Below are 22454 nucleotides of genomic sequence, written 5' to 3' on the forward strand. Positions count from 1 at the left end.
AAAACTATGCAATTTGTGACGGAATGGATCACCAATATTCTTATTTTTATTTTATTTGCGACCATCATTGATTTTCTGCTTCCCTCTAGTAACATGCAGAAGTATGTAAAAATGGCAGTGGGACTCATTTTGCTGTTGCTCATGCTATCGCCAATTTTACAGCTGCTGTCCATCCATCCTGACCGTCTCGTCGCGTCTGCCATATCCAGTCTATCGGAAAAGGGGAATGAACAAGAGATGATAAAAAATGAAATGGAAATGAAGAAAAAAGAAATACAAGCCTCACAACGTGCATATATTTTAGAACAAATGGCTGTCCAGATGAAAAAACAGGTAGATGGGGAGTTGATGAAGGAATATGGATTAAGTGTGGAAGACGTCTCTCTGCAAATAAAAGAAAAAGAGGATTTACAAATTCCGAGAGACATTGAAACGATTGAAGTAGTGCTTTCCCAAAAGGAGACTTCGAAAGGGATCGAGCCTGTAGTAATTGACACATCAAAGCCAGTCCATTCACCAGATAGCGATCTTCAGCTAGAAAAAGAACTACGCACTTTTTTAGCAAGCAAATGGGAAGTCGATGAAAATAAAATTGCAGTGCTAGTAAAAGGGAGGGAATGGGGGGATGCGCGAGCTCATTAAACGTTTTTTCTCATCGTCAAAAAAAGAAGAAGGCGAACAGAAGAAAACACCTTTTTCGTATATTGTTCTGCTGCTATTAGTTGGGGTTGCGCTCATGGTGATGAGCCATTTTTCGAAACAGGGAGAAGTGGCATCCGTTCATAAAGAAACAGCCACGGAGCAACCACAGCAAGCAGAGCCTACCTTTGGAATTAAACAAGAGACAAAGCCGAAAGTGATCGCCGCTTATGAAGAACGTTACGAAAAAGAGCTAAAAGCGGCGCTCGAAGCGATTGAGGGAGTAGAAGATGTCACTGTTGTCGTCAACCTTGATACAACCGAAACGAAAATATTAGAGAAAAACCGCGTTTCTCAGCAGCAGACAACGGAAGAAACGGACCGTGAAGGCGGAAAGCGGAAGATTGAAAACAATTCTACGAATGAGGAAGTTGTCATCGTCCGCGATGGCGATAACGAAACACCGATTGTCTTAACAACCAAAAAGCCGGAAATCCGAGGAGTGTTAGTAGTCGCGAAAGGTGCGGATAACTTACAAATAAAGAAATGGATTGTCGAGGCAGTGACGCGTGTGTTAAACGTTCCAAGCTACCGCGTTGCCGTATTGCCAAAAAAATAACAGGCTTTGGGGGAGGATGGTTATGATGTTAAAGAAACAAACGGTTTGGCTATTAACGATGTTAAGTTTAGTCGTTGTTTTGTCGGTGTATTATGTAACGGCGCCGAAAGATATAAATGATAATATCGCTTTTACGAGCCATGAAGATGCAACGAAACAAAAAGAAAGCGATAAAGATCAAGCCGATGTGGCGGTAGAAGAAATGGAAACGAAAGATGGAAAAGTCACTTCCAGTGTTTCTAGCGACGATGTATTCACCGCGCTTCGCATGCAAATTGAGGATGAACGCAGCCGTCTGCGCGACCAATTAAACGCGATTGTCGCTTCTGCCAATGCCACCGCACAAGAAAAAAGCGAAGCGATGGATAAAATTGAAAAACTCCAAGCGCTAGCGGAAAAAGAGGCAACGTTAGAAACATTGATCAAATCGAAAGGCGGTTATGAGGATGTATTGGTGCGCGCGGAAGATGACCAAGTGCGGGTAACGATTAAAGCAAAAGAGCATTCCAAGAAATCGGCCAACGAAGTGATTCATATGGTAAAAAATGAAATTCCAGAAGCTAATGATGTAACGGTTGAATTTCAGCCAGCTGGGTAATGAAAAGCTGCTCTTGCCAAGGGCAGCTTCTTTTTTATCATAAAAAACCTTTTTATTATATGATCATTATGTGTATAATCATAATGATGAACAAAGACTTGATATTTTGTAACGTAGAAAGGTGTGAGAAAGATGAAAATCCAAGAAATCCGTGAACTGATCCGTTTAATTGATCAATCAAACATTGATGAATTTGTTTATGAACAAGATGGAACGAAAGTACATATGAAAAAAGCCGCAGCAGGGGCACCAGTCCAAGCAGTGGTTGCGGCACCGCTGGCAGAGCCGGTAGCGAAGCCAGCAGTAGAAGAAGCAAAACCGCAGGTACAGGCGCCAGTGCAAGCAGCTCATGTACAAGCGGAAACAACACAGCAAGAAACGCCGAAGCCAAAAGCGGAAAATACAGAAAACTTGCACAAAATCACTTCGCCGATGGTCGGTACGTTTTACGCTGCGCCGTCCCCAGATGCTCCACCATACGTCAAAGTGGGCGATAAAGTGCAAAAAGATACGGTCGTCTGCATTATTGAAGCGATGAAGCTGTTTAATGAAATCGAGGCAGAGGTAAACGGGGAGATTGTCGAAGTGCTTGTCCAAAATGGACAGCTTGTTGAGTATGGACAACCTCTATTTTTGGTCAAGCCTGAATAAGGGAGAGAACGAGCGATGATCAAAAAAGTATTAATTGCCAACCGTGGGGAAATCGCCGTTCGCATTATTCGCGCCTGCAAAGAGCTGGGAATTGAAACGGTGGCCGTTTTCTCTGAAGCGGACCGCGAGGCGTTGCACGTCCAGCTCGCCGATGAAGCGTACTGCATCGGACCGACCGCTTCCAAAGACAGCTATTTAAATTTCACCAACATCATGAGCGTCGCCACATTAACTGGATGTGATGCGATTCATCCGGGATACGGATTTTTGGCGGAAAACGCGGCGTTTGCTGAACTTTGCCGTGAATGCAATATCACATTTATCGGTCCGAGTCCGGAAGCGATTACAAAAATGGGGATTAAAGATATCGCCCGCGAGACGATGCGGGAAGCAGGGGTGCCGGTCGTTCCCGGATCAAAGGGCGTTATTGAAAATATCGACGAGGCGCTTGCCATTGCCAATGAAATCGGCTATCCGGTCATTATTAAAGCAACAGCGGGCGGCGGCGGTAAAGGCATTCGCGTAGCGAGAAATGAGCAAGAACTTATTAAAGGCATTAACATTACACAGCAGGAAGCTGCCACTGCGTTTGGCAACCCGGGTGTATATATTGAAAAATATATTGAAGACTTCCGCCATGTGGAAATTCAAGTGCTAGCCGACTCATACGGAAACGTGATTCATCTTGGCGAGCGGGATTGCTCGATTCAACGCCGTCTGCAAAAACTGGTCGAAGAGGCGCCATCACCGGCGTTGGATGAAGAAACGCGCAAGAAGATGGGGGAAGCGGCGGTACAGGCGGCCCGCGCAGTGAACTACACCGGTGCTGGCACGGTGGAATTTATTTTTGACTATAACGCCAAAAAATTCTATTTTATGGAAATGAACACACGCATTCAAGTAGAGCATCCGGTAACAGAGTTAATTACCGGAGTGGATTTAATAAAAGAACAAATCCGCATCGCTTCCGGCGAAAAACTGTCGCTGACTCAAGAGGAAGTCACCTTTAACGGCTGGGCGATCGAATGCCGGATTAATGCGGAAAATCCAGCGAAAAACTTTATGCCATCGCCGGGCAAAATAGAAATGTATTTGCCGCCGGGAGGCTTGGGAGTACGGGTCGATTCCGCTGCTTATCCTGGCTATACGATCCCGCCTTATTACGACTCGATGATCGCGAAATTGATTGTGCACGCCCCTACGCGTGAGGAAGCGATCGCCCGCATGAAACGGGCGTTAAGCGAGTTTATCATCGATGGCATTCATACAACGATTCCGTTTCACATAAAATTATTTGAACACGAAAAATTTGTGAGTGGCGAGTTTAATACGAAATTTTTGGAACTATATGACATTATGAAGTCATGACAGGAGGTGGGTACCATGTCAGAACATATTTTTGAAATGGAGCAAGATCATGGCGCATTAGGAAAAGTGGAAATTGCTCCAGAAGTGATTGAAGTAATCGCGGGGATCGCCGCCAGCGAGGTGGAAGGAATCGCGCAAATGCGCGGCAACTTTGCTGCCGGTGTTGTCGAGCGGTTCGGCAAGAAAAATCACGGCAAAGGCGTCAAAGTCGATTTACGGGATGACGGCGTCGCCATCGATATTTACTGCCTTGTCCAATTTGGTACGTCGATTCCGAATGTAGCCAAAAAAGTGCAGGAAAACGTCCGCCAAGCATTGTTTAACATGACAGGGCTGGAAACGAGCGAAATCAACGTTCATATTGTCGGTATTCAGTTTGAAACGGCAAAGCAGGAACAGGAAGTAGAGCAAGGATAAAGCGGAAGAGGGCGCATTCGCTTCAGGCGATCGTGCCCTTTTGTATTTTTGCTGAAAGTTTGTTATTGTAATGAACGGGCCTTTTTTATGAAGAGGCGTCAAAGAATAAGGAGGCGAATAGGCGTTCCAAAATAAACAAAAATCAAGGCTAATGATTTGTGCACAGGGGAGTGCCTTTTATCCGAAAAATATGTTATGATTCTAATATAAATGTTCGTGTTTAGAAAGGGGGGAGCAAAATGAAACGGCATGAAGCGCGGGAAAAGGCGCTGCAGGCATTGTTCCAAGTCGATGTAGGCCGCATCCCTCCGGACGAGGCGCTGCAAAACGTGACGGAAGGGAAAGCAGCGGATCCGTTTTTGCAGCAGCTTGTGTATGGCGTGGTGGAACATCAGCAAGAAATTGACGAATTGTTGCGCGCCAACTTGGAAAAATGGACGTTAGAGCGGGTGGCGAATGTCGACCGCGCGATTTTGCGGATGGCTACCTATGAAATGAAATATGTCGATGATGTTCCTGTCAATGTGAGCCTAGATGAGGCCGTTGAATTAGCTAAAAAATTTGGCGATACGAAATCTGGGAGTTTTGTCAACGGTGTGCTTTCGAAAGTAAAAGATGCATTGCATATTCAAGAATAAGAGAGGAGAAAAGTTGCCCATGACAGCACAAATCATTAGCGGCGCCGAGCTGGCAAAGGAAATACGAGGACAATTGGCAAAAGAAATAGAGGAGCTAAAGCAAAAAGGAATCGAGCCGGGGCTTGCAGTCATTCTTGTCGGTGATGACCCTGCTTCCCATTCTTACGTAAAAGGAAAGCAAAAAGCGTGTACGGAAGTTGGCATTCGTTCGACATTGCTGACGTTTCCGGCGACGATTACAGAAGAGTTTTTATTGGAGAAAATAAGAGAATTGAACGCTGACCCATCCGTGCACGGCATTTTAGTGCAACTTCCGCTTCCAAAACATATTAATGAGTTAAAAGTGATTGAAACGATTTCACCGGCAAAAGATGTCGATGGCTTCCATCCTATTAACGTCGGCAGAATGATGGTCGGCCAAAAAGCGTTTCTCCCTTGTACGCCATACGGTGTTTTAGTAATGGTGAAATCGATCGGCGTGGATATCGCAGGAAAACATGTGGTCGTTGTCGGCCGCAGCAACATTGTCGGCAAGCCGGTCGGACAGCTATTTTTGCGCGAGCATGCGACGGTGACGTATTGCCATTCGAAAACAAACGATTTAGCTGCCATTACGCGTCAGGCCGATATTTTAATCGTTGCTGTCGGCAAAGCGCGGTTGATTGGTGCCGATTATGTTAAACCAGGGGCGGTTGTCATTGATGTCGGCGTGAACCGTCTAGAAAACGGCAAGCTGTGCGGAGATGTAAATTTCGATGAAGTAAAGGAAGTAGCAAGCTACATTACGCCGGTTCCAAAAGGGGTCGGACCGATGACGATCACGATGCTGCTTCATAATACGATCGAGGCGGCAAAGGAGCTTATGCATCGGTAAAGTTCATTCCATAAGAGAGGGTTAAAGCGGTGGCAGAGGTAAAATATGTAACCGTCGGAGCGCTGACGAAATACATTAAACGCAAATTTGACGTCGATCCGCATTTGCGCGATTTATGGATTAAAGGGGAAATTTCCAATTTTAAATATCACTCGCGCGGCCATATGTATTTTACGCTGAAAGATGAACAAGCCCGCATTCAGGCGGTCATGTTTGCCGGATATAATCAATATTTGCATTTTCGCCCGGAAGATGGCATGAAAGTGCTCGTCCGCGGCGAGATTTCCGTTTACGAGCCGAGTGGAAACTATCAAATTTACGTAAAAGAAATGCAGCCGGAAGGAATCGGGAATTTATATTTGGCGTATGAACAGCTAAAAAAGCGGCTTGAGGCGGAAGGATTGTTTTCGCCGCAGCATAAAAAGCCGCTTCCCGCCTTCCCTCGCTATATCGGAGTTGTCACTTCGCCGACCGGAGCGGCGATCCGTGATATTATTACAACGATTCGGCGCCGTTATCCGATTGCCACGATCATTTTGTTTCCGACGCTCGTTCAAGGGGAACATGCCGCACAATCAATCGTCCGTTCCATTCAAAAAGCGAATGAACTTGGCTACATTGATGTGCTGATTGTCGGGCGCGGAGGCGGCTCGATTGAAGAATTATGGGCGTTTAATGAGGAAGTTGTCGCCCGCGCCATTTTCGCTTCCGAAGTGCCGATTATTTCCGCGGTTGGCCATGAGACGGACTTTACGATCGCCGATTTTGTTGCCGACTTGCGCGCGCCAACCCCAACGGGCGCGGCGGAATTGGCCGTCCCTCATATGACCGAGCTAATTGAGCGCATTTCGCAGCGAAAAGTGCGGCTCATGCGCGCCATGAAAGAAAAAATCGCGATGGAATCGGAACGGCTGTCGCGTTTGCAAAAATCGTACGCCTTTCGATACCCGGAAAAACTGTATGAACAAAAAGAACAACAGCTAGATGCTTTGCTGGAACGATTGCAGCGCCATGCCGAGCGGCTGTTGGAGAAACAGCGCGAGCGGCTCGAGCAGCTTCGTTTGACATTATTGCGCTATCATCCCGCTGAACAGCTTTCGCGCATGAAAGAAAAACAGCAAGCATTGGCGAAAACGCTGGAAAAAGAGATGCGTACGATCATACATCAACACGAGCTTCGCTTTACATCGCTTGTTTCCCATTTACATGCGCTCAGTCCGCTGAAAATTATGGAGCGGGGTTATAGCTTAGTTTATAATGAAAAAAAGGAACTTGTAAAAAGCATTCGCCAGCTTCAACTAGGAGATACGATTCAAGTGCGCTTGCAAGATGGACAAATTGACTGCCACGTATGGGGAATGGAGGAGAAGCAGCTACATGAGTGAAGAAAAAGAACTGACGTTTGAAGAAGCAATGCAAAAGTTAGAAGAGATCGTTGAAAAATTAGAAGAAGGAAACGTGCCGTTGGAACAGGCAATTTCTTTTTTTCAAGAGGGCATGAGACTTTCCAAGCTTTGCCACGATAAATTGCAGCATGTCGAAAAGCAGATGGAATATATTTTGCGAGAAGATGGACAGCTCGCTCCTTTCTCGATCCAGGAGGAGGAATAACGTTTGAATCGGATGGAAGTAGAACAATTTTTGCAGCGGCAAAAACAGCGTTTGGAAGCGACGCTGCCGCGTTATATCGCGAGGCTGCAGGCGCCTGACACGCTAAAGCGGGCGATGGCGTACTCGCTGGAAGCGGGTGGAAAGCGGATCCGTCCGCTGCTTCTGTTTGCCACTTTGCATTCGTTTGAGAAAGATCCGGATATTGGCCTTCCCGTTGCCTGTGCGATTGAGATGATCCATACATATTCGTTAATTCATGACGACCTGCCGAGCATGGATGACGATGATTTGCGGCGCGGCAAGCCGACGAACCATAAAGTGTTTGGCGAGGCGATGGCGATTTTGGCTGGAGACGGATTGCTGACGTACGCGTTTCAAGTCATCGCGGAGATGAAGGATGACCGCATCGCGCCGGAAGTCCAAATTCGTTTAATCGAAGAGCTGGCGAAAGCGGCGGGGCCGGAAGGAATGGTGGCGGGACAAGTAGCTGATATTGAAGGAGAAGGTCGGGAGCTGTCGCTTGCACAGCTTGAATATATCCATCGCCATAAAACCGGGAAAATGTTGCAATACTGCGTATTAGCAGGTGCGCTGCTTGCAGGAGCTAGTGAAAGACAGCAACGCGATCTATATGAATTTGCCTCCCATCTTGGCCTTGCTTTTCAAATTCGCGATGATATTCTCGATATTGAAGGCTCGGAAGATAAAATTGGCAAACGGGTCGGCAGCGACGTGGAAAAGAAAAAGGTGACATATCCGTCGTTATTAACGATGGAGGGAGCGAAAGAGAAATTAGCTTTGCATATTACCGAGGCCAAACGTTATTTGCAAAAAGCGGGAGTAAAGGATGATGTATTGCAATATATTTGTGATTTAGTCGCTACACGCGACCATTGACGCATTGTATATTGCTGACTGTCCGCTAGTATGTTATATTGAAATAATGGAGGTTTTTCCTTTTGTGCCGTTATCACATTCGTGTTAGCGGCTCTTTTTCTCTTAGCAAAAATCGATTTTTTATGTCTAATCATGTATAATAATAACTAACTTCTGTACTATAGCAACGCGTCTAGAGGGAATGATAAAAACGAAAGCGAGTGATCTCGTTTGGACGTTACGAAAATCGAAAATCCGCGCTTTTTAAAAAATATGTCTACCAAACAACTCATTGAGCTAAGCGCAGATATTCGCAAATTTTTAATTGAAAAGCTGTCGAAAACAGGCGGGCATATCGGCCCAAACTTAGGGGTCGTTGAGCTGACGATTGCGCTTCATAAAGAGTTTGACAGCCCGAAGGACAAGTTAATTTGGGACGTCGGCCATCAGTCATACGTTCATAAAATTTTGACGGGACGTGCCGCCGAATTTGATACGCTTCGGCAATATAAAGGATTATCCGGATTTCCCAAACGAAACGAAAGTGAACATGACGTATGGGAAACGGGACATAGTTCTACATCGCTATCCGCAGCGATGGGAATGGCAATTGCCCGCGATTTGAAAGGAACGGATGAATATATCGTGCCGATTATTGGCGACGGGGCATTGACAGGCGGCATGGCGCTTGAGGCGCTCAATCATATCGGACATGAGAAAAAAGATATCATTGTCGTTTTAAATGATAATGAAATGTCGATCGCTCCGAATGTCGGTGCGCTTCACAACGTGCTTGGGCGTCTGCGGACAGCGGGCAAGTATCAATGGGTAAAAGACGAACTAGAGCTTTTATTAAAACGAATCCCAGCTGTCGGCGGCAAATTGGCGGCGACGGCGGAGCGCATTAAAGACAGCCTGAAATATTTGCTTGTTTCCGGTGTTTTTTTTGAGGAATTAGGATTTACGTATTTTGGCCCTGTTGACGGCCATAATTTTGACGATTTGCTCGAGAATTTGCGTTACGCGAAAAAGACAAAAGGTCCGGTGCTTCTCCATGTGATTACGAAAAAAGGAAAAGGGTATAGTCCGGCAGAAAATGATAAAGTAGGAACATGGCACGGTACCGGCCCGTATAAAATCGAAACCGGCGATTTTCTAAAACCGGTGGAGACGGCCCCGTCGTGGAGCGAGCTCGTCAGCGAAACGGTACGGAAACTGGCGCGCACCGATAAGCGAATTGTCGCGATTACACCGGCGATGCCGGTCGGCTCGAAATTAGAAGGGTTTGCGAGCGAGTTTCCAGACCGTATGTTTGATGTCGGAATTGCCGAGCAGCATGCGACAACGCTCGCGGCAGGACTGGCGACGCAAGGAATGAAGCCGTTTTTGGCGATTTATTCGACGTTTTTGCAGCGGGCATATGACCAAGTCGTTCATGATGTTTGCCGGCAAAATTTAAACGTCTTTTTTGCGATTGACCGTGCCGGGCTCGTCGGTGCGGACGGCGAAACGCATCAAGGGGTGTTTGATATCGCCTTTTTGCGTCACGTTCCGAATCTTGTCATTATGATGCCAAAAGACGAAAACGAAGGCCAACATATGGTATATACGGCCATCCAATATGACGACGGGCCGATCGCGCTTCGCTTCCCGCGCGGCAATGGGCTTGGCGTGAAATTGGATGAGGAATTCAAGGAAATTCCGATCGGTACATGGGAAGTATTGCGTGAAGGAAGCGATCTGGCGATTTTAACATTCGGTACGACGATTTCCATGGCGCTCGAGGCGGCGGAGAAGCTAGCGAAAGAAAAAGTTTCGGTAAAGGTCGTCAACGCCCGCTTCATTAAACCGATGGATGAAAAAATGCTGCACGATCTGCTGGGAAGCAATATGCCGATTTTAACGATTGAAGAAGCGGTACTACAAGGCGGATTTGGCAGCGCCGTTTTGGAGTTTGCCCATGATCATGGCTACCATCAAGCGGTGATTAACCGTATGGGCATTCCTGATCGCTTTATTGAACACGGCAGTGTCAAAGAGCTGTTAAATGAAATCGGCTTAACCACTTCCCATATTATCGATCGCGTCAAAACGATCATACCAAAAAAGCAAAAAAGGGCATGAGAGATGAAAGCAAAAAAAGAACGTCTAGATGTGCTATTGGTGGAACGCGGCTTAATGGAAACGCGGGAAAAAGCAAAACGTGCGATTATGGCCGGGCTTGTTTATTCGAATGATGTCCGCTTAGACAAGCCAGGGGAAAAGGTGCCTGTAGACATCCCGCTAACGGTGAAAGGAAACGCCATTCCGTATGTCAGCCGCGGCGGCTTAAAATTAGAAAAAGCGCTGCGTACGTTTGACGTCAGCGTCAAAGATAAAATTGTTTTAGATATTGGGGCATCTACCGGCGGGTTTACCGATTGCGCCTTGCAGCATGGCGCGAAATTATCTTACGCGCTTGATGTCGGCTATAATCAATTGGCGTGGAAACTGCGCCAGGACGAGCGGGTCGTCGTGATGGAGCGGACCAATTTCCGCTACGTTACGCCGGATTATTTTACGAAAGGGCTTCCACAATTTGCGACGATTGATGTTTCTTTTATTTCTTTGAAATTAATATTGCCGGTATTAAAGACAGTGCTGGTGCCCGATAGCGACGTTATCGCCCTGGTGAAGCCACAGTTTGAAGCAGGACGGGAAAAAGTCGGCAAAAAGGGGATTGTTCGCGACCCGGCCGTGCACGAGGAAGTATTAGAGTCGGTCATAGCATTTGCCCTTCGCGAAGGATTTGATGTCATGAATGTATCCTATTCCCCGATTACCGGCGGCGATGGCAATATTGAATTTTTGCTCCACCTTCGCTTTTCGGGAAATGATGAAGGAGGAGAGAATCATTTAGTGAAGACGGTCGCTGAAGTAGTAAAAGAAGCCCATGTACAGCTAAAAAACAGTTCTGCTTAAGAAAGGGAATAACGGTTGCGGTTATTCCCGTTTTTACACAAGTATATACCACGAAAGCCCGTGACTACGGTTCTGAATCGAGCCGACAGGGCGCTAAGCAACAATGAGGTGTTTGTCCATGAAAGTTTGGTGGAACAAGAGTGAGTGCTTACACGCTGGTGTAGGAAAAACTCTTAAGTACGTCAAAACCTACCGACTTTAGTCGTGTGGAGATTCAGCGTGACATTATTTTGTGAGGTGGCGGAATTTGAACAAAGGACAAAGGCACATTAAAATTCGTGAAATTATTATGAGTCACGACATCGAAACGCAAGATGAATTGGTCGATATGCTGAAGAAAGCAGGGTTTAACGTAACGCAGGCAACGGTATCAAGGGATATCAAAGAAATGCAGCTCGTCAAGGTGCCGATGGCCAACGGGCGCTATAAATACAGCCTGCCTTCTGACCAGCGCTTCAATCCGATGCAAAAACTCAAACGCGTTTTAGTAGATGTGTTTGTCAAATTGGACGGAGCGGGGAATTTGCTCGTTTTAAAAACGTTGCCGGGCAATGCGCATGCCATCGGCGTTTTATTGGATAATTTGGATTGGAACGAAATCGTCGGCACAATTTGCGGCGATGATACGTGCCTCATTATTTGCCGCACAGTGAAAGATGCGGACAAGGTATCAAAACAGTTGATGGAAATGCTTTAAATAAAGGTGGTGATTCCCTTTGCTTGCGGAATTATCCATAAAAAATTTCGCCATTATCGAATCGCTGTCGGTTTCGTTTGAGAAAGGGTTAACAGTATTAACAGGGGAAACGGGAGCAGGAAAATCAATTATTATTGATGCGATTCATTTGCTGATTGGCGGCCGCGGTTCCGTAGAATTTGTCCGTTATGGAGAAGAGAAGGCGGAAATAGAAGGACTTTTTTTATTAGATGATGAAACTCATCCGTGTTATGACAAATGCGCCGAAGTCGGCATCGATATTAGCGAAGGAATGATTGTGCTGCGCCGCGAAATTTTCGCGACTGGAAAAAGCGTATGCCGCGTAAACGGAAAATTAGTAACGACAGCGGTATTGCGTGAGATTGGTTCGACGCTCGTTGATATTCACGGGCAGCATGAACATCAGGAATTAATGGATCCATCGCGGCATCTTCCGCTATTAGATGAATTCGGCGGCGCGGAAATTGCAGAAGCGCTGGCCGAATACCGCGCCGTTTATGAGAAATATGAACAATTGCGGAAGAAGCTGAAAAAATTAAATGAAAATGAACAACAAATGGCCCATCGCCTTGACTTGTTGACGTTTCAGCTTAATGAAATTCAGCAGGCAAATTTACAGCCAAATGAAGATGAACAATTGATGGAGGAAAAGGTAAAAATTGTTAATTTCCAAAAAATTTACGAAGCCTTGAAACATAGCTATGAAGCGCTGTCCGGTGAGCAGCGCGGCCTCGATTGGATAGGGCTGGCGATGAGCCATTTAGACGATGTTGCCTCCATCGATCCGGCGCTAAAGGAAGCGTATGAAACGATCGCCAACAGTTATTATTTATTAGAAGACATCACGTATAAATTGCGCGATGAACTCGAACAATTAGAATATGATCCATACCGTCTAGATTTCATCGAAAGCCGCCTAAGCGAAATTAATCAATTAAAACGAAAATACGGCTCGACGATTGAAGAGATTTTGCAATACGCGGAAAAAATTGCTGAAGAAATCGATACGATTCGAAACCGGGAAATCCATGTTCATGAACTGGAAAAAGAACTGAAATCGGTGATGGAAGATTTATTAATTGAAGCAAAAAACGTAACGAACGTTCGCAAAAAATATGCAAAAATGTTAATCGACCGTATCCATCAGGAACTAAAGGATCTATATATGGAAAAAACGAAGTTTGACATCGTATTTGCCAAGCGGGAAGGGCCGCTCGACGCACCGCTTTTGGACGGAGTGCCCGTCAAGTTTCATGAAGACGGTGTGGACGTGGTCGAGTTTTATATTTCCACCAATGTCGGCGAACCACTTAAACCGCTTGCCAAAATTGCTTCCGGCGGTGAGCTCTCTCGCATCATGCTGGCGTTAAAAAGCATTTTTTCCAAACATCAAGGCGTTACATCGATCATTTTTGATGAAGTCGATACAGGCGTCAGCGGCCGTGTGGCCCAAGCGATTGCCGAGAAAATTTACCGCATTTCCATCGATTCGCAAGTGCTCTGCATTTCCCACTTGCCGCAAGTAGCAGCAATGGCGGATACGCATCTGTTTATTGCCAAACAAACGGACGGAACCCGAACGAAAACGCTGGTGAAAGCATTGACAGAGGAAGAAAAAGTAAAAGAAATTGGACGGATGATTTCCGGTGTGGAAATTACGGAACTGACAAAAAAACATGCCAAAGAACTGCTCGAGCTAGCAACAAAAATCAAACAATGAAGGGCTATCCATTATGGGTAGCTTTTTTTATAGCCCCAACGATTATATTTTCACTGTTTAAGGCAAAATTAAAACTGTAGCCGCTTTTTGAAAGGTGTAGGTGGGAGCGAGGAGAGTGAACAAGATTGAATACAGAAACAATCCGAAAAATCGTTGGGGTTTTTCTCCTTATTTTATTAATGATCATTGGCATGTCCAAGCCGATGAAAGAATATTTGCAAATTCCAAAACAAATCGTTCTGTTTGAAGGAGAAGCGGTACGGTTTCCTACCGCAACACTTCCAGTTCAAGCAACAGTAAAAAACGCTCCCAAATCAATAGAAGTTCAGCGACAAGCTCATTCGCTTTCTATAAAGGCAAAACAAAGTGGAGAAAAGAAAATGGTATTAGAAGTTGCCGGAATGCCGATCAAACAAGTGGATGTAAAAGTACTGCCGACGTTAAAGGTTATTCCTGGAGGGCAATCGATTGGCGTTAAGTTAAATACGGTAGGAGTTCTTGTTGTTGGCTACCATCTCGTCGAAACCGAAAACGGCAAAAAATCCCCGGGAGAAATAGCCGGGATTAAAGTAGGAGATATCATTACAAGCATTAATGGCAAAAAAATCGAAAAGATGAGCGATCTCTCCCCTTTCATTGAGGAATCAGGAAAAACAGGGAAACCGCTTCACCTCCAAGTTCTGCGTGACCAACACTCCTTTACGACTAAATTGATTCCGCTCAAGGATAAACATGACCACGCTTATCGCATTGGTCTATATATCCGGGATTCTGCTGCGGGAATTGGCACGATGACCTTTTATGACCCTGTTTCGAAAAAATATGGAGCACTCGGCCATGTCATTTCGGACATGGATACGAAAAAGCCGATTGTCGTACAAAATGGGCAAATTATGAAATCAACGGTTACGTCGATTGAAAAAGGAAGCAGCGGTAATCCGGGGGAGAAATTAGCGCGATTTTCCGAGAGTGAAGAAGTAATTGGAAATATTACGGAAAACAGCGCGTTTGGCATTTTTGGAACGCTGACGAAACCGGTGGAAAACGGAATTTTTACCGAACCGATTCCCGTTGCTTTAGCGAACCAAGTAAAAGAAGGTCCAGCAAAAATATTGACGGTCGTAGAAGACAACAAAGTCGAGCAATTTGACATTGAAATTGTCAGCACCATTCCACAAAAATTTCCAGCCACTAAAGGTCTCGTTATCCGCGTCACCGACCCGCGGCTATTGAAAAAAACGGGTGGAATCGTTCAAGGCATGAGCGGAAGCCCGATCATTCAAGACGGGAAATTAGTTGGCGCTGTTACACACGTATTTGTGAATGACCCAACCTCAGGATATGGCGTTCATATTGAATGGATGTTAAACGAAGCAGGCATTGATATATATGGCAAACAGAACAAAAAGGCGAGCTGATCGATTCAGCCCGCCTTTTTCCAATTCACAGCAAAAAATTTTGTAAAAAACGTCAAGAAATTCATCTTTTTTGCATAGATATTTGGTGAAACATTATATAAAATGAATGTATGAAGATTTTTCGACAAAAAGGCAACAATTTCTATCTACAAATTGTCAAATTCAATCAATTTTTGTTATAATTTAAAGAATCATTTATTTCAATATTTCGTAAAAAGTAAAAGGATTTTGTCATTCTATTGTCGAATGTATCCAAATGGATTTTTCTACATAGAAAATAGGAAGTAAGGGAGGAAGATGTTCTTGAAAATCAAAGTATGTATTGCAGACGATAATCGCGAATTAGTTAGCCTGCTTGAGGAATATATTTCTAGCCAAAACGATATGGAGGTAATCGGAACAGCTTATAACGGCCAAGATTGCTTATATATGCTCGAAGAAAAGCAGCCGGATATTTTGCTGCTAGACATTATTATGCCTCATTTAGACGGGTTGGCGGTGCTGGAAAAAATCCGCACGAAGCTGAAGCAGCAGCCGCACGTCATTATGTTAACGGCATTTGGCCAGGAAGATGTAACAAAAAAAGCGGTCGAACTCGGCGCTTCTTACTTTATTTTAAAACCGTTTGATATGGAAAATTTAGTGCATCATATCCGGCAAATCCATGGAAAAACAACGCCGATCATGAAAAAAACGGCTCCATCTTACCAAGCGCGCGACAACAAGCCGAAAAACTTGGATGCGAGCATTACAAGCATCATCCACGAAATCGGCGTTCCTGCCCATATTAAAGGGTATTTATATTTACGCGAAGCAATCGCCATGGTGTATCATGATATTGAATTGCTCGGTTCCATTACGAAAGTGCTTTATCCGGATATCGCGAAAAAATACAACACCACTGCTAGCCGTGTCGAACGGGCGATCCGCCATGCGATCGAAGTTGCTTGGAGCCGCGGCAATCTAGAATCCATTTCTTCCTTATTCGGCTACACCGTCAGCATGTCGAAAGCAAAACCGACGAACTCGGAATTCATCGCGATGGTGGCGGATAAGTTAAGATTAGAGCATAAGGCGTCTTAAAACCGTTAATATCAACGGTCTAAATGTTATGGAATAATTTTACATCAAGTTATAAAAAGCCAATAAATCGGATTTTGACATATTTACCGAGAAGTCTCCCACCTCTTAATAGAGTGTAGGTGGGAGATGAATCGGTTGTTTTTTCTTCCAGAAACAGAACATATGTGCTATACTATTCTTATCCATGATTTGGTGAAAGGAGAATTCGATGTATATTCGGCTTCCGAAGGAAATTAAAGATCAAATTATTTATAAAATTAAGGATTATTTTTATAATGAACGGTCAGAAGAAATTGGTGATTTGGCAGCAGGAAGCCTACTTGATTTTGTTTTAAAAGAAATTGGGCCTTACTTTTATAACCAAGGTGTGAAAGATGCAAAAGAGGTATTTGAACAGAAAATGATGAGTTTAGAAGAGGATATACAATCTCTTGAAAGACCAATCATACCTTACAATAAGAATTAAACTTCCTTGTTGAACCAACTAACGGTGCAAGAGTTCAATTAACCCACTTTTTTCTTAGTGGGTTTCTTTTGTTCGGAAACAACAACCAACAGTTATAGAGCTTAGAATAAAAAACCACTCCATCACCGCTGGAAGTGGCTTATGTTGATTTATCGTTCTGTTTCTTCAAAAACGATTGCTTGAATCCTTTCGGTTACTGTATCAAATGTTATTCTTACATAAACCCCAAACTCACGATCTCCTTGTTTTAGCCAAAGTTTGAATGTTTCTCGGGTAGTGGTTGAGGATACGGTTTGTCGACCTACATGTAGATAATCAACAATTTTCGCGTTCGGATACTTCTTGTTGGTTTCCCGTATAGCTAATGTACTCCATTTTGCATATGGAGGACTGGGAATAGATTGTTCAGTCTGTTTTCCATATGGTTTTGGTTCAGCATGGACAGGAATAGATGTTGAAGCCATTGCCACGAGCAAGAGCATCATAAAAGTTCTTTTCATCCAATCACCTCATGGTTTATACTTCCCAAATATTTACCGGAAACACAACGGTAAGTAGGAGGGGTTTCTATTTTGCCCGATTTTGATATTGAGTCACATTGTCGTAAAATAAAAAACCACCTCTCGTAGAAGCAAACGAGAGGTGACTTTTTACATAGGTCTCTAGACACAAAATTCAGTTTTTGTTAAAATAAATTTACGGATTTATGTTTTTTAACCTTCGGAAGCATGATATAATATGATATGTGTGCGGCAGCACCTCGGCTTAAGTCAATCGCACGTCACAAGATGAGCGATTGGCAAACTTCATTGGGATTTTAAAAAAAGTAATCCACCCTCCGTCGGCCAAACACAGGGTGGGTTACTTTTTTATTTTTTCGATCAGCAACACGACCAATGTCACCAGCGAAATCATAAACATCGCTGTCGGCATGTCCATCGGCTTCCCCTCCTTATTGGAGGCTCAACCGCCCACCCTGCTCGCACGATTGACCTTAAGTTAATAATACACCAAATTAGGCAAAAAAGCGACTATTTCCCATTATTTTCCCGATGAATTACGGAGAAAATGGTGTTAACGCGTGGTAAGTCTTCTGCATCTCTGACTTAGTCGCTTTGCTAATCCCTCTTGCTTGAAATACGTTATGATGAGTAGTAGTCAAATTTTTTGTCTGACAGGAAAAGAACAAAAAAGAGTAGAACTCCGGTGAGGAATGATTTGTAAGTGTCGCACTCGGGGTTAAGATGGGAACATAAGGCTTCCTAATAAAAAAGGTAGTCCGATGTGGACTGCCTTTTTTACGATTGCTCATTTTGCTTTTTTTCCAGTTCGAGCAATTTTTGCACTAAAATGTGCTGTGGCATGTGCATGATTCGTTCGATCGGCATCCCTAGCGCTTTGGCCAGCTTTTGCGCCGTTTCCAACGAAATTTTTAGCGGCTGCATAGTATCACCTCGCTTGCTTATAAAACAGTATAGCAAATGTTGTTATGTTCCTGCATATATTTTTATGATCGCTTTTGCATCGGAAACGGAAAGGAGTAATAAACGAATGACAAAAATTTTCGCGCACCGCGGTTCCGCCGGCACGCATCCGGAAAATACGATGATTGCTTTTTATGAAGCAGAACGGGCGGGAGCAGACGGCATTGAATTAGATGTGCAACTGACAAAAGACGGACAAATTGTCGTCATTCATGATGAAACGATCGACCGAACGACTGATGGGACCGGCTGGGTCAAAGATTTTACGTATCATGAACTGCAGCAGTTTAATGCAGCATATAAATTTGCTGATCAATACGGCACCTGCCGCATTCCATTGCTAGAAGAAGTGCTTGCCTGGATTTGTTCAAAGCCACTTCTATTGAATATCGAATTAAAAAACAGCCTGATCGCCTACGAAAAATTGGAAGAAAAAGTGATCGCCATGATCCGTCACTATCGTCTTGAAGATAGAACCGTTCTCTCGTCCTTTAATCATAACAGCATGGCGTGGTGCCACCGCCTTGCCCCTGCGATCGAAACGGCTTTGCTGTATATCGAGCCGTTATATGAACCATGGCACTATGTCCGCGTTATGCAGGCAAAGGGGCTGCATCCTTATCATCGCAACGTGACAGAGCCGTTTATTCGCCAGGCCCGCCGTCATCAAATTGCCGTTCGCCCCTTTACCATTAACAAAGAATCTTTAATGAAAAAAATGTTCCAATACAAAGTCGATGCCATTTTTACCGATTATCCGCGTCAGGCGAGGGAAGTATTAAAAAAAACGCCTTAAACAAAAATGTTTAAGGTGTTTTTTTCTTGTTTTGAAACCTCGGCTGCACTTTATTGCGCTTGCGGTCGCGATATAAAATAAATCCGCCGATAAATGCCAGACCGCCTGCAAACAAAAGGAACCCCGCTAAAAACTGCAAGGAAAGAAATGGAAACGGAGAGTGCAAAATACCAAATAAGGTGTCGCGCATCCATTTAATTCCAAGCGCCGCCAATAAGCCGGGAATCACTAAAATAAGAAGAGCGATCATTCGTACCATCGTCATCTTGATCCTTTCGAAAAAAAGGTAGTTTCATGAACCATCTTAACTGTTCCTCTGCGTTTGTCAAGCAAAGAAAAAACCGTTATGATAAAAATGTCTGCAAAAAATTGCATATGCCAAAGAGTGGTGAAGAACGATGAAAAAAGTATTAATCGTGGGAGCGGGAACCGGAGGAACGGCGCTGCTAAAACTGCTGCATAAAACAACAGCATTTCAGGTAACAGCCGTAGTAGATATTGATGAGACGGCTCCCGGAATAAAACTGGCGCGGGAATGGAATATTGCTGTCGGCACGGATTGGCGTGCTTTTATTAGTGAGGAAATTGACCTCGTTATTGAAGCGACAGGGAAGCAGGAAGTGTTGGATGACATTCGAGGGCAGTGTGCTCCTAACATCACTGTCGTACCAGGAGCCGTCGCCCATATGATGGCAGAATTGGTGGAAGAAAAGGAAATGTTAATTGCAAAACTGAAAAGCGAGACAACAAGACGCGATTTAATCTTTAACTCGTCTCATGATGGCATGATTGTTGTTGATGAATATGCTTACATTACCGATATTAATAACAGCGCCGCCGAAATGATTGAAGTGGATAAGGAAAAAGTAATTGGAAAACACATTGTAGAAGTTCTGCCGACAAGCGGACTGCCGCGGGTATTAAAAACGAAACAGACGGAATTTCACCAGGAAGTAAAACTAGCCAATGGGAAAAAAATTATAACGACAAGAATTCCGATGATGGATGAGACCGGAAAACTGTTCGGCGCACTGGCGATTTTTAAAGATATTACCGAATTGGTGAAACTGGCCGAGGAAATTACCGACTTAAAAGAAATGCGCATGATGCTCGAAGCGATTATTCATTCGTCAGAGGAAGCGATTTCCGTTGTCGATGAGCATGGAAACGGCATTTTAATCAACCCGGCGTATACGCGCATTACCGGCCTGTCGGAAGAAGAAGTAATTGGAAAGCCGGCGACAGCCGATATCGCCGAAGGGGAAAGCATGCATATGCAAGTGCTAAAAACGCGGCGGCCTGTCCGCGGGGTGCGTATGAAAGTCGGGCCGAAAAACCGTGACGTGGTCGTGAATGTGGCGCCGATTATTGTCGATGGAGTGCTGAAAGGCAGCGTCGGGGTGATTCATGACGTATCTGAGATCCAGCGGCTGACAGCGGAACTCAATCGGGCAAGGCAAATTATCCGTACACTCGAAGCGAAATATTCGTTTGCCGATATTATCGGTACGTCAGAGGGAATAAAGGTAGCAATTGAACAAGCGAAAGTAGCCGCAAAAACGCCGGTGACGATATTGCTGCGCGGTGAATCCGGCACGGGAAAAGAATTATTTGCTCACGCGATTCATAATGCAAGTGATAGAAAATATAACAAATTTATCCGTGTCAATTGTGCGGCCATTCCTGAAACACTATTAGAGAGCGAACTATTTGGTTATGAAGAAGGGGCATTTTCCGGGGCAAAACGCGGCGGCAAACGCGGCTTGTTTGAAGAGGCGAACAACGGCAGCATTTTCCTTGATGAAATCGGTGAGCTTTCCGCGAATACGCAGGCGAAACTGCTCCGCGTTTTGCAAGAAGGGGAAATCGTCCGCGTCGGAGGCACGAAGCCAATTCCGATTAACGTCCGTGTCATTGCCGCTACGAATGTCAACTTAGAAAAAGCGATTGCCGAAGGGACATTCCGCGAAGATTTATATTACCGCTTAAACCGCATGCCGATTTACATTCCGCCGCTGCGGGCAAGGAAGGAAGATATCCCGGCGTTGTGCCAGCATTTAATTCAAAAGCTGAACCAAGATTACGGGCGCAATGTCGAAGGAGTCACTCCGGCCGCGCTTGACCTCCTCCTCGCTTACGATTGGCCGGGGAATGTGCGCGAATTGGAAAACGTATTAGGCCGGGCGATGATTTTTATGAAGTTTAATGAAGTGATGATCGATGTTCATCATATTCCGCTCCTTGATATTCCGCGAGCCGATTCTTCTCCCCATAAAAATGAGAAGGAGCCGGAAATCCGTCCGCTTGAGGAGATGATGGAGCAATATGAAGCAAGCATCATCAAGCAGGCGCTGCGAAAATACAACAACAATAAAACGGCGACAGCGCGGGCGCTGGGCATTTCGATTCGCAATTTATATTACAAGCTGGAGAAATATAACATTGACAAAAATAGCACGCAATAATTTGCATACCATGCAAATTATTGCTTATAATCAGTAAAACAAAATTCACGAAAAATAAAGCGCTTTCAACTTTTTGGGTTGGCACGATTTTTGCATGTTAATAAAATGCCACCGCAAATTTTAATGAAGAGGTTGGTGCATAAGATGAAGCTGCAATCGTTGATCGATCATGCAACCAAATATACCGATATGACGGTAGCTGTCGCGGCAGCGGAAGATGAAGAAGTGATTGATGCCGTGACGATGGCGCTCGATCGTCATTTCGGAAAGTTTGTGTTGTATGGAGACCGTGAACAAATTGTGCAACTGTTAAGGCGAAAAGGCTATACGAATTCCGGACATATTGAAGTCGTCCATGCCAATTCTGCTGTGCAAGCCGCTGAGCTGGCGGTAAAAGCTGTTCACTTCAATGAGGCAAATGTCCTGATGAAAGGGAACATCCCAACCGCTGCGTTGTTAAAAGCGGTGTTAAACAAAGAATACGGCCTGCGGACGGGAAAGGTGCTTTCCCATGTGGCTGTATTTGAAGTCCCTGGATATGACCGTTTCATTATTGTGACGGATGCGGCGATGAACATTGTGCCGGATTTGGAACAAAAAGCGCAGATTGTGGCGAATGCCGTTGCCGTAGCCCGGTCAATTGGCATTGACATGCCGAAAGTGGCGCCGTTGGCGGCGGTGGAAGTAGTCAACCCGGCGATGCCAGCTACCGTTGATGCGGCAGCTCTGACCATGATGCAAAAACGCGGACAAATAAAAGATTGCATCATTGATGGACCGCTTGCCCTCGACAATGCTGTTTCGGCTATAGCGGCAGAACATAAGCGCATTGAGAGCGAAGTGGCGGGAAGGGCAGATATTTTGCTCGTTCCTGACATTGAAGCGGGAAATATGCTATATAAATCGCTTGTTTATTTTGCCAATGCCAAAGTCGGGGCCGTCATCGCTGGGGCGAAGGCACCGATTGTCCTTACATCACGCGCCGATTCGGCGGAAAGCAAACTGTATTCGTTAGCGCTCGCGGTTTGTTCCGCATCCAAATAAAAAATTAG

24 protein-coding genes are annotated in these 22454 nt (G+C 44.9%); 21 read left to right on the forward strand and 3 right to left on the reverse strand.

Annotated elements, in window-relative coordinates:
• Window positions 1–6 precede the first annotated feature (6 nt).
• From spoIIIAF to AC1WMD_RS06060, 18 genes are all read left to right on the forward strand, one after another.
• On the forward strand, window positions 7–642 hold the full coding sequence (gene spoIIIAF, locus AC1WMD_RS05975) for a stage III sporulation protein AF (protein WP_043905431.1): 636 nt from the start codon (window positions 7–9) through the stop codon (window positions 640–642).
• Window positions 626–1258, forward strand: coding sequence for a stage III sporulation protein AG (gene spoIIIAG / locus AC1WMD_RS05980; protein WP_043905430.1), 633 nt, complete (start codon window positions 626–628; stop codon window positions 1256–1258). The genes spoIIIAF and spoIIIAG overlap by 17 nt, the downstream gene beginning before the upstream one ends.
• Window positions 1259–1283: 25 nt before the next feature.
• Window positions 1284–1856 carry a SpoIIIAH-like family protein gene (locus AC1WMD_RS05985; protein ID WP_494256309.1) on the forward strand — a complete coding sequence of 191 codons (573 nt, stop codon included), beginning with the start codon at window positions 1284–1286 and terminating at the stop codon, window positions 1854–1856.
• Window positions 1857–1988: 132 nt separating this feature from the next.
• A complete protein-coding gene (accB, locus tag AC1WMD_RS05990) occupies window positions 1989–2507 on the forward strand; it encodes an acetyl-CoA carboxylase biotin carboxyl carrier protein (protein WP_043905429.1) in 519 nt (172 codons plus the stop codon).
• A gap of 15 nt (window positions 2508–2522) precedes the next feature.
• The gene (accC, locus tag AC1WMD_RS05995) at window positions 2523–3875 is read left to right on the forward strand and encodes an acetyl-CoA carboxylase biotin carboxylase subunit (RefSeq protein ID WP_494256278.1); all 1353 of its coding nucleotides are present in this window, start codon (window positions 2523–2525) and stop codon (window positions 3873–3875) included.
• Between the two features lie 15 nt (window positions 3876–3890).
• Window positions 3891–4292, forward strand: coding sequence for an Asp23/Gls24 family envelope stress response protein (locus AC1WMD_RS06000; protein WP_043905427.1), 402 nt, complete (start codon window positions 3891–3893; stop codon window positions 4290–4292).
• Window positions 4293–4531: 239 nt separating this feature from the next.
• Complete coding sequence (gene nusB, locus AC1WMD_RS06005; RefSeq protein WP_043905426.1) at window positions 4532–4930, forward strand: transcription antitermination factor NusB; 399 nt, start codon at window positions 4532–4534, stop codon at window positions 4928–4930.
• Between the two features lie 19 nt (window positions 4931–4949).
• Window positions 4950–5804 carry a bifunctional methylenetetrahydrofolate dehydrogenase/methenyltetrahydrofolate cyclohydrolase FolD gene (gene folD / locus AC1WMD_RS06010; protein ID WP_043905425.1) on the forward strand — a complete coding sequence of 285 codons (855 nt, stop codon included), beginning with the start codon at window positions 4950–4952 and terminating at the stop codon, window positions 5802–5804.
• A gap of 29 nt (window positions 5805–5833) precedes the next feature.
• Window positions 5834–7189 (forward strand): exodeoxyribonuclease VII large subunit, encoded by a 1356-nt coding sequence (gene xseA / locus AC1WMD_RS06015; RefSeq protein WP_043905424.1) that lies wholly within the window; start codon window positions 5834–5836, stop codon window positions 7187–7189.
• Window positions 7182–7415 carry an exodeoxyribonuclease VII small subunit gene (locus AC1WMD_RS06020; protein WP_043905423.1) on the forward strand — a complete coding sequence of 78 codons (234 nt, stop codon included), beginning with the start codon at window positions 7182–7184 and terminating at the stop codon, window positions 7413–7415. Before xseA ends, AC1WMD_RS06020 begins: the two co-directional genes overlap by 8 nt.
• A gap of 12 nt (window positions 7416–7427) precedes the next feature.
• Window positions 7428–8312 (forward strand): polyprenyl synthetase family protein, encoded by an 885-nt coding sequence (locus AC1WMD_RS06025; protein WP_409994246.1) that lies wholly within the window; start codon window positions 7428–7430, stop codon window positions 8310–8312.
• Window positions 8313–8522: 210 nt separating this feature from the next.
• The gene (dxs, locus tag AC1WMD_RS06030; RefSeq protein WP_494256281.1) at window positions 8523–10415 is read left to right on the forward strand and encodes a 1-deoxy-D-xylulose-5-phosphate synthase; all 1893 of its coding nucleotides are present in this window, start codon (window positions 8523–8525) and stop codon (window positions 10413–10415) included.
• A 3-nt stretch (window positions 10416–10418) separates the two neighbouring features.
• Entirely contained in the window at window positions 10419–11252 is an 834-nt protein-coding gene (locus AC1WMD_RS06035) for a TlyA family RNA methyltransferase (protein WP_043905420.1), read from the forward strand.
• 247 nt (window positions 11253–11499) lie between these two features.
• The gene (gene ahrC, locus AC1WMD_RS06040) at window positions 11500–11949 is read left to right on the forward strand and encodes a transcriptional regulator AhrC/ArgR (RefSeq protein WP_043905419.1); all 450 of its coding nucleotides are present in this window, start codon (window positions 11500–11502) and stop codon (window positions 11947–11949) included.
• Between the two features lie 19 nt (window positions 11950–11968).
• Window positions 11969–13690, forward strand: a complete 1722-nt coding sequence (recN, locus tag AC1WMD_RS06045; protein ID WP_043905418.1) for a DNA repair protein RecN — start codon at window positions 11969–11971, stop codon at window positions 13688–13690.
• A 125-nt stretch (window positions 13691–13815) separates the two neighbouring features.
• The gene (gene spoIVB / locus AC1WMD_RS06050) at window positions 13816–15108 is read left to right on the forward strand and encodes a SpoIVB peptidase (protein ID WP_043905417.1); all 1293 of its coding nucleotides are present in this window, start codon (window positions 13816–13818) and stop codon (window positions 15106–15108) included.
• Window positions 15109–15405: 297 nt separating this feature from the next.
• Window positions 15406–16191: a sporulation transcription factor Spo0A gene (spo0A, locus tag AC1WMD_RS06055; protein ID WP_494256283.1), complete on the forward strand. Its 786-nt coding sequence runs from the start codon at window positions 15406–15408 to the stop codon at window positions 16189–16191.
• 208 nt (window positions 16192–16399) lie between these two features.
• Window positions 16400–16657 carry a DUF2164 domain-containing protein gene (locus tag AC1WMD_RS06060; RefSeq protein WP_043905415.1) on the forward strand — a complete coding sequence of 86 codons (258 nt, stop codon included), beginning with the start codon at window positions 16400–16402 and terminating at the stop codon, window positions 16655–16657.
• A gap of 149 nt (window positions 16658–16806) precedes the next feature.
• Here the strand turns inward: AC1WMD_RS06060 and AC1WMD_RS06065 are convergent, their stop codons facing one another.
• Both AC1WMD_RS06065 and AC1WMD_RS06070 read right to left on the reverse strand, forming a co-directional pair.
• Window positions 16807–17157, reverse strand: coding sequence for a YqzG/YhdC family protein (locus tag AC1WMD_RS06065; RefSeq protein ID WP_043905414.1), 351 nt, complete (start codon window positions 17155–17157; stop codon window positions 16807–16809).
• Between the two features lie 798 nt (window positions 17158–17955).
• Complete coding sequence (locus AC1WMD_RS06070) at window positions 17956–18102, reverse strand: YycC family protein (protein WP_070104534.1); 147 nt, start codon at window positions 18100–18102, stop codon at window positions 17956–17958.
• A 106-nt stretch (window positions 18103–18208) separates the two neighbouring features.
• On the opposite strand from AC1WMD_RS06070, the gene AC1WMD_RS06075 reads away from it, so the two are divergent.
• Entirely contained in the window at window positions 18209–18937 is a 729-nt protein-coding gene (locus AC1WMD_RS06075; RefSeq protein WP_043905413.1) for a glycerophosphodiester phosphodiesterase, read from the forward strand.
• A gap of 10 nt (window positions 18938–18947) precedes the next feature.
• Here AC1WMD_RS06075 and AC1WMD_RS06080 read toward each other — a convergent pair whose 3' ends face one another.
• Window positions 18948–19196 (reverse strand): DUF2627 domain-containing protein, encoded by a 249-nt coding sequence (locus tag AC1WMD_RS06080; RefSeq protein ID WP_043905412.1) that lies wholly within the window; start codon window positions 19194–19196, stop codon window positions 18948–18950.
• A 139-nt stretch (window positions 19197–19335) separates the two neighbouring features.
• On the opposite strand from AC1WMD_RS06080, the gene AC1WMD_RS06085 reads away from it, so the two are divergent.
• Both AC1WMD_RS06085 and yqiS read left to right on the forward strand, forming a co-directional pair.
• Window positions 19336–21402 (forward strand): sigma-54 interaction domain-containing protein, encoded by a 2067-nt coding sequence (locus tag AC1WMD_RS06085; protein ID WP_494256285.1) that lies wholly within the window; start codon window positions 19336–19338, stop codon window positions 21400–21402.
• A 123-nt stretch (window positions 21403–21525) separates the two neighbouring features.
• Window positions 21526–22446 carry a phosphate butyryltransferase gene (yqiS, locus tag AC1WMD_RS06090; protein WP_494256311.1) on the forward strand — a complete coding sequence of 307 codons (921 nt, stop codon included), beginning with the start codon at window positions 21526–21528 and terminating at the stop codon, window positions 22444–22446.
• Window positions 22447–22454 lie beyond the last annotated feature (8 nt).

This window comes from Parageobacillus sp. NEAU-HV-2 (genome assembly GCF_059115485.1).

What these genes read in the sequence shown, in the direction of transcription:
- AC1WMD_RS05985 (WP_494256309.1), top strand. Translation starts at nt 1,284, where the DNA reads ATGTTAAAGAAACAAACGGTTTGGCTATTAACGATGTTAAGTTTAGTC.
- AC1WMD_RS06060 (WP_043905415.1), top strand. Translation starts at nt 16,400, where the DNA reads ATGTATATTCGGCTTCCGAAGGAAATTAAAGATCAAATTATTTATAAA.
- AC1WMD_RS06035 (WP_043905420.1), top strand. Translation starts at nt 10,419, where the DNA reads ATGAAAGCAAAAAAAGAACGTCTAGATGTGCTATTGGTGGAACGCGGC.
- AC1WMD_RS06020 (WP_043905423.1), top strand. Translation starts at nt 7,182, where the DNA reads ATGAGTGAAGAAAAAGAACTGACGTTTGAAGAAGCAATGCAAAAGTTA.
- AC1WMD_RS06070 (WP_070104534.1), bottom strand. Translation starts at nt 18,102, where the DNA reads ATGCAGCCGCTAAAAATTTCGTTGGAAACGGCGCAAAAGCTGGCCAAA.
- AC1WMD_RS06065 (WP_043905414.1), bottom strand. Translation starts at nt 17,157, where the DNA reads ATGAAAAGAACTTTTATGATGCTCTTGCTCGTGGCAATGGCTTCAACA.
- AC1WMD_RS06025 (WP_409994246.1), top strand. Translation starts at nt 7,428, where the DNA reads ATGGAAGTAGAACAATTTTTGCAGCGGCAAAAACAGCGTTTGGAAGCG.
- accB (WP_043905429.1), top strand. Translation starts at nt 1,989, where the DNA reads ATGAAAATCCAAGAAATCCGTGAACTGATCCGTTTAATTGATCAATCA.
- spo0A (WP_494256283.1), top strand. Translation starts at nt 15,406, where the DNA reads ATGTTCTTGAAAATCAAAGTATGTATTGCAGACGATAATCGCGAATTA.
- AC1WMD_RS06080 (WP_043905412.1), bottom strand. Translation starts at nt 19,196, where the DNA reads ATGGTACGAATGATCGCTCTTCTTATTTTAGTGATTCCCGGCTTATTG.
- AC1WMD_RS06000 (WP_043905427.1), top strand. Translation starts at nt 3,891, where the DNA reads ATGTCAGAACATATTTTTGAAATGGAGCAAGATCATGGCGCATTAGGA.
- yqiS (WP_494256311.1), top strand. Translation starts at nt 21,526, where the DNA reads ATGAAGAGGTTGGTGCATAAGATGAAGCTGCAATCGTTGATCGATCAT.
- folD (WP_043905425.1), top strand. Translation starts at nt 4,950, where the DNA reads ATGACAGCACAAATCATTAGCGGCGCCGAGCTGGCAAAGGAAATACGA.
- accC (WP_494256278.1), top strand. Translation starts at nt 2,523, where the DNA reads ATGATCAAAAAAGTATTAATTGCCAACCGTGGGGAAATCGCCGTTCGC.
- AC1WMD_RS06075 (WP_043905413.1), top strand. Translation starts at nt 18,209, where the DNA reads ATGACAAAAATTTTCGCGCACCGCGGTTCCGCCGGCACGCATCCGGAA.
- nusB (WP_043905426.1), top strand. Translation starts at nt 4,532, where the DNA reads ATGAAACGGCATGAAGCGCGGGAAAAGGCGCTGCAGGCATTGTTCCAA.
- AC1WMD_RS06085 (WP_494256285.1), top strand. Translation starts at nt 19,336, where the DNA reads ATGAAAAAAGTATTAATCGTGGGAGCGGGAACCGGAGGAACGGCGCTG.
- spoIIIAG (WP_043905430.1), top strand. Translation starts at nt 626, where the DNA reads ATGCGCGAGCTCATTAAACGTTTTTTCTCATCGTCAAAAAAAGAAGAA.
- spoIIIAF (WP_043905431.1), top strand. Translation starts at nt 7, where the DNA reads ATGCAATTTGTGACGGAATGGATCACCAATATTCTTATTTTTATTTTA.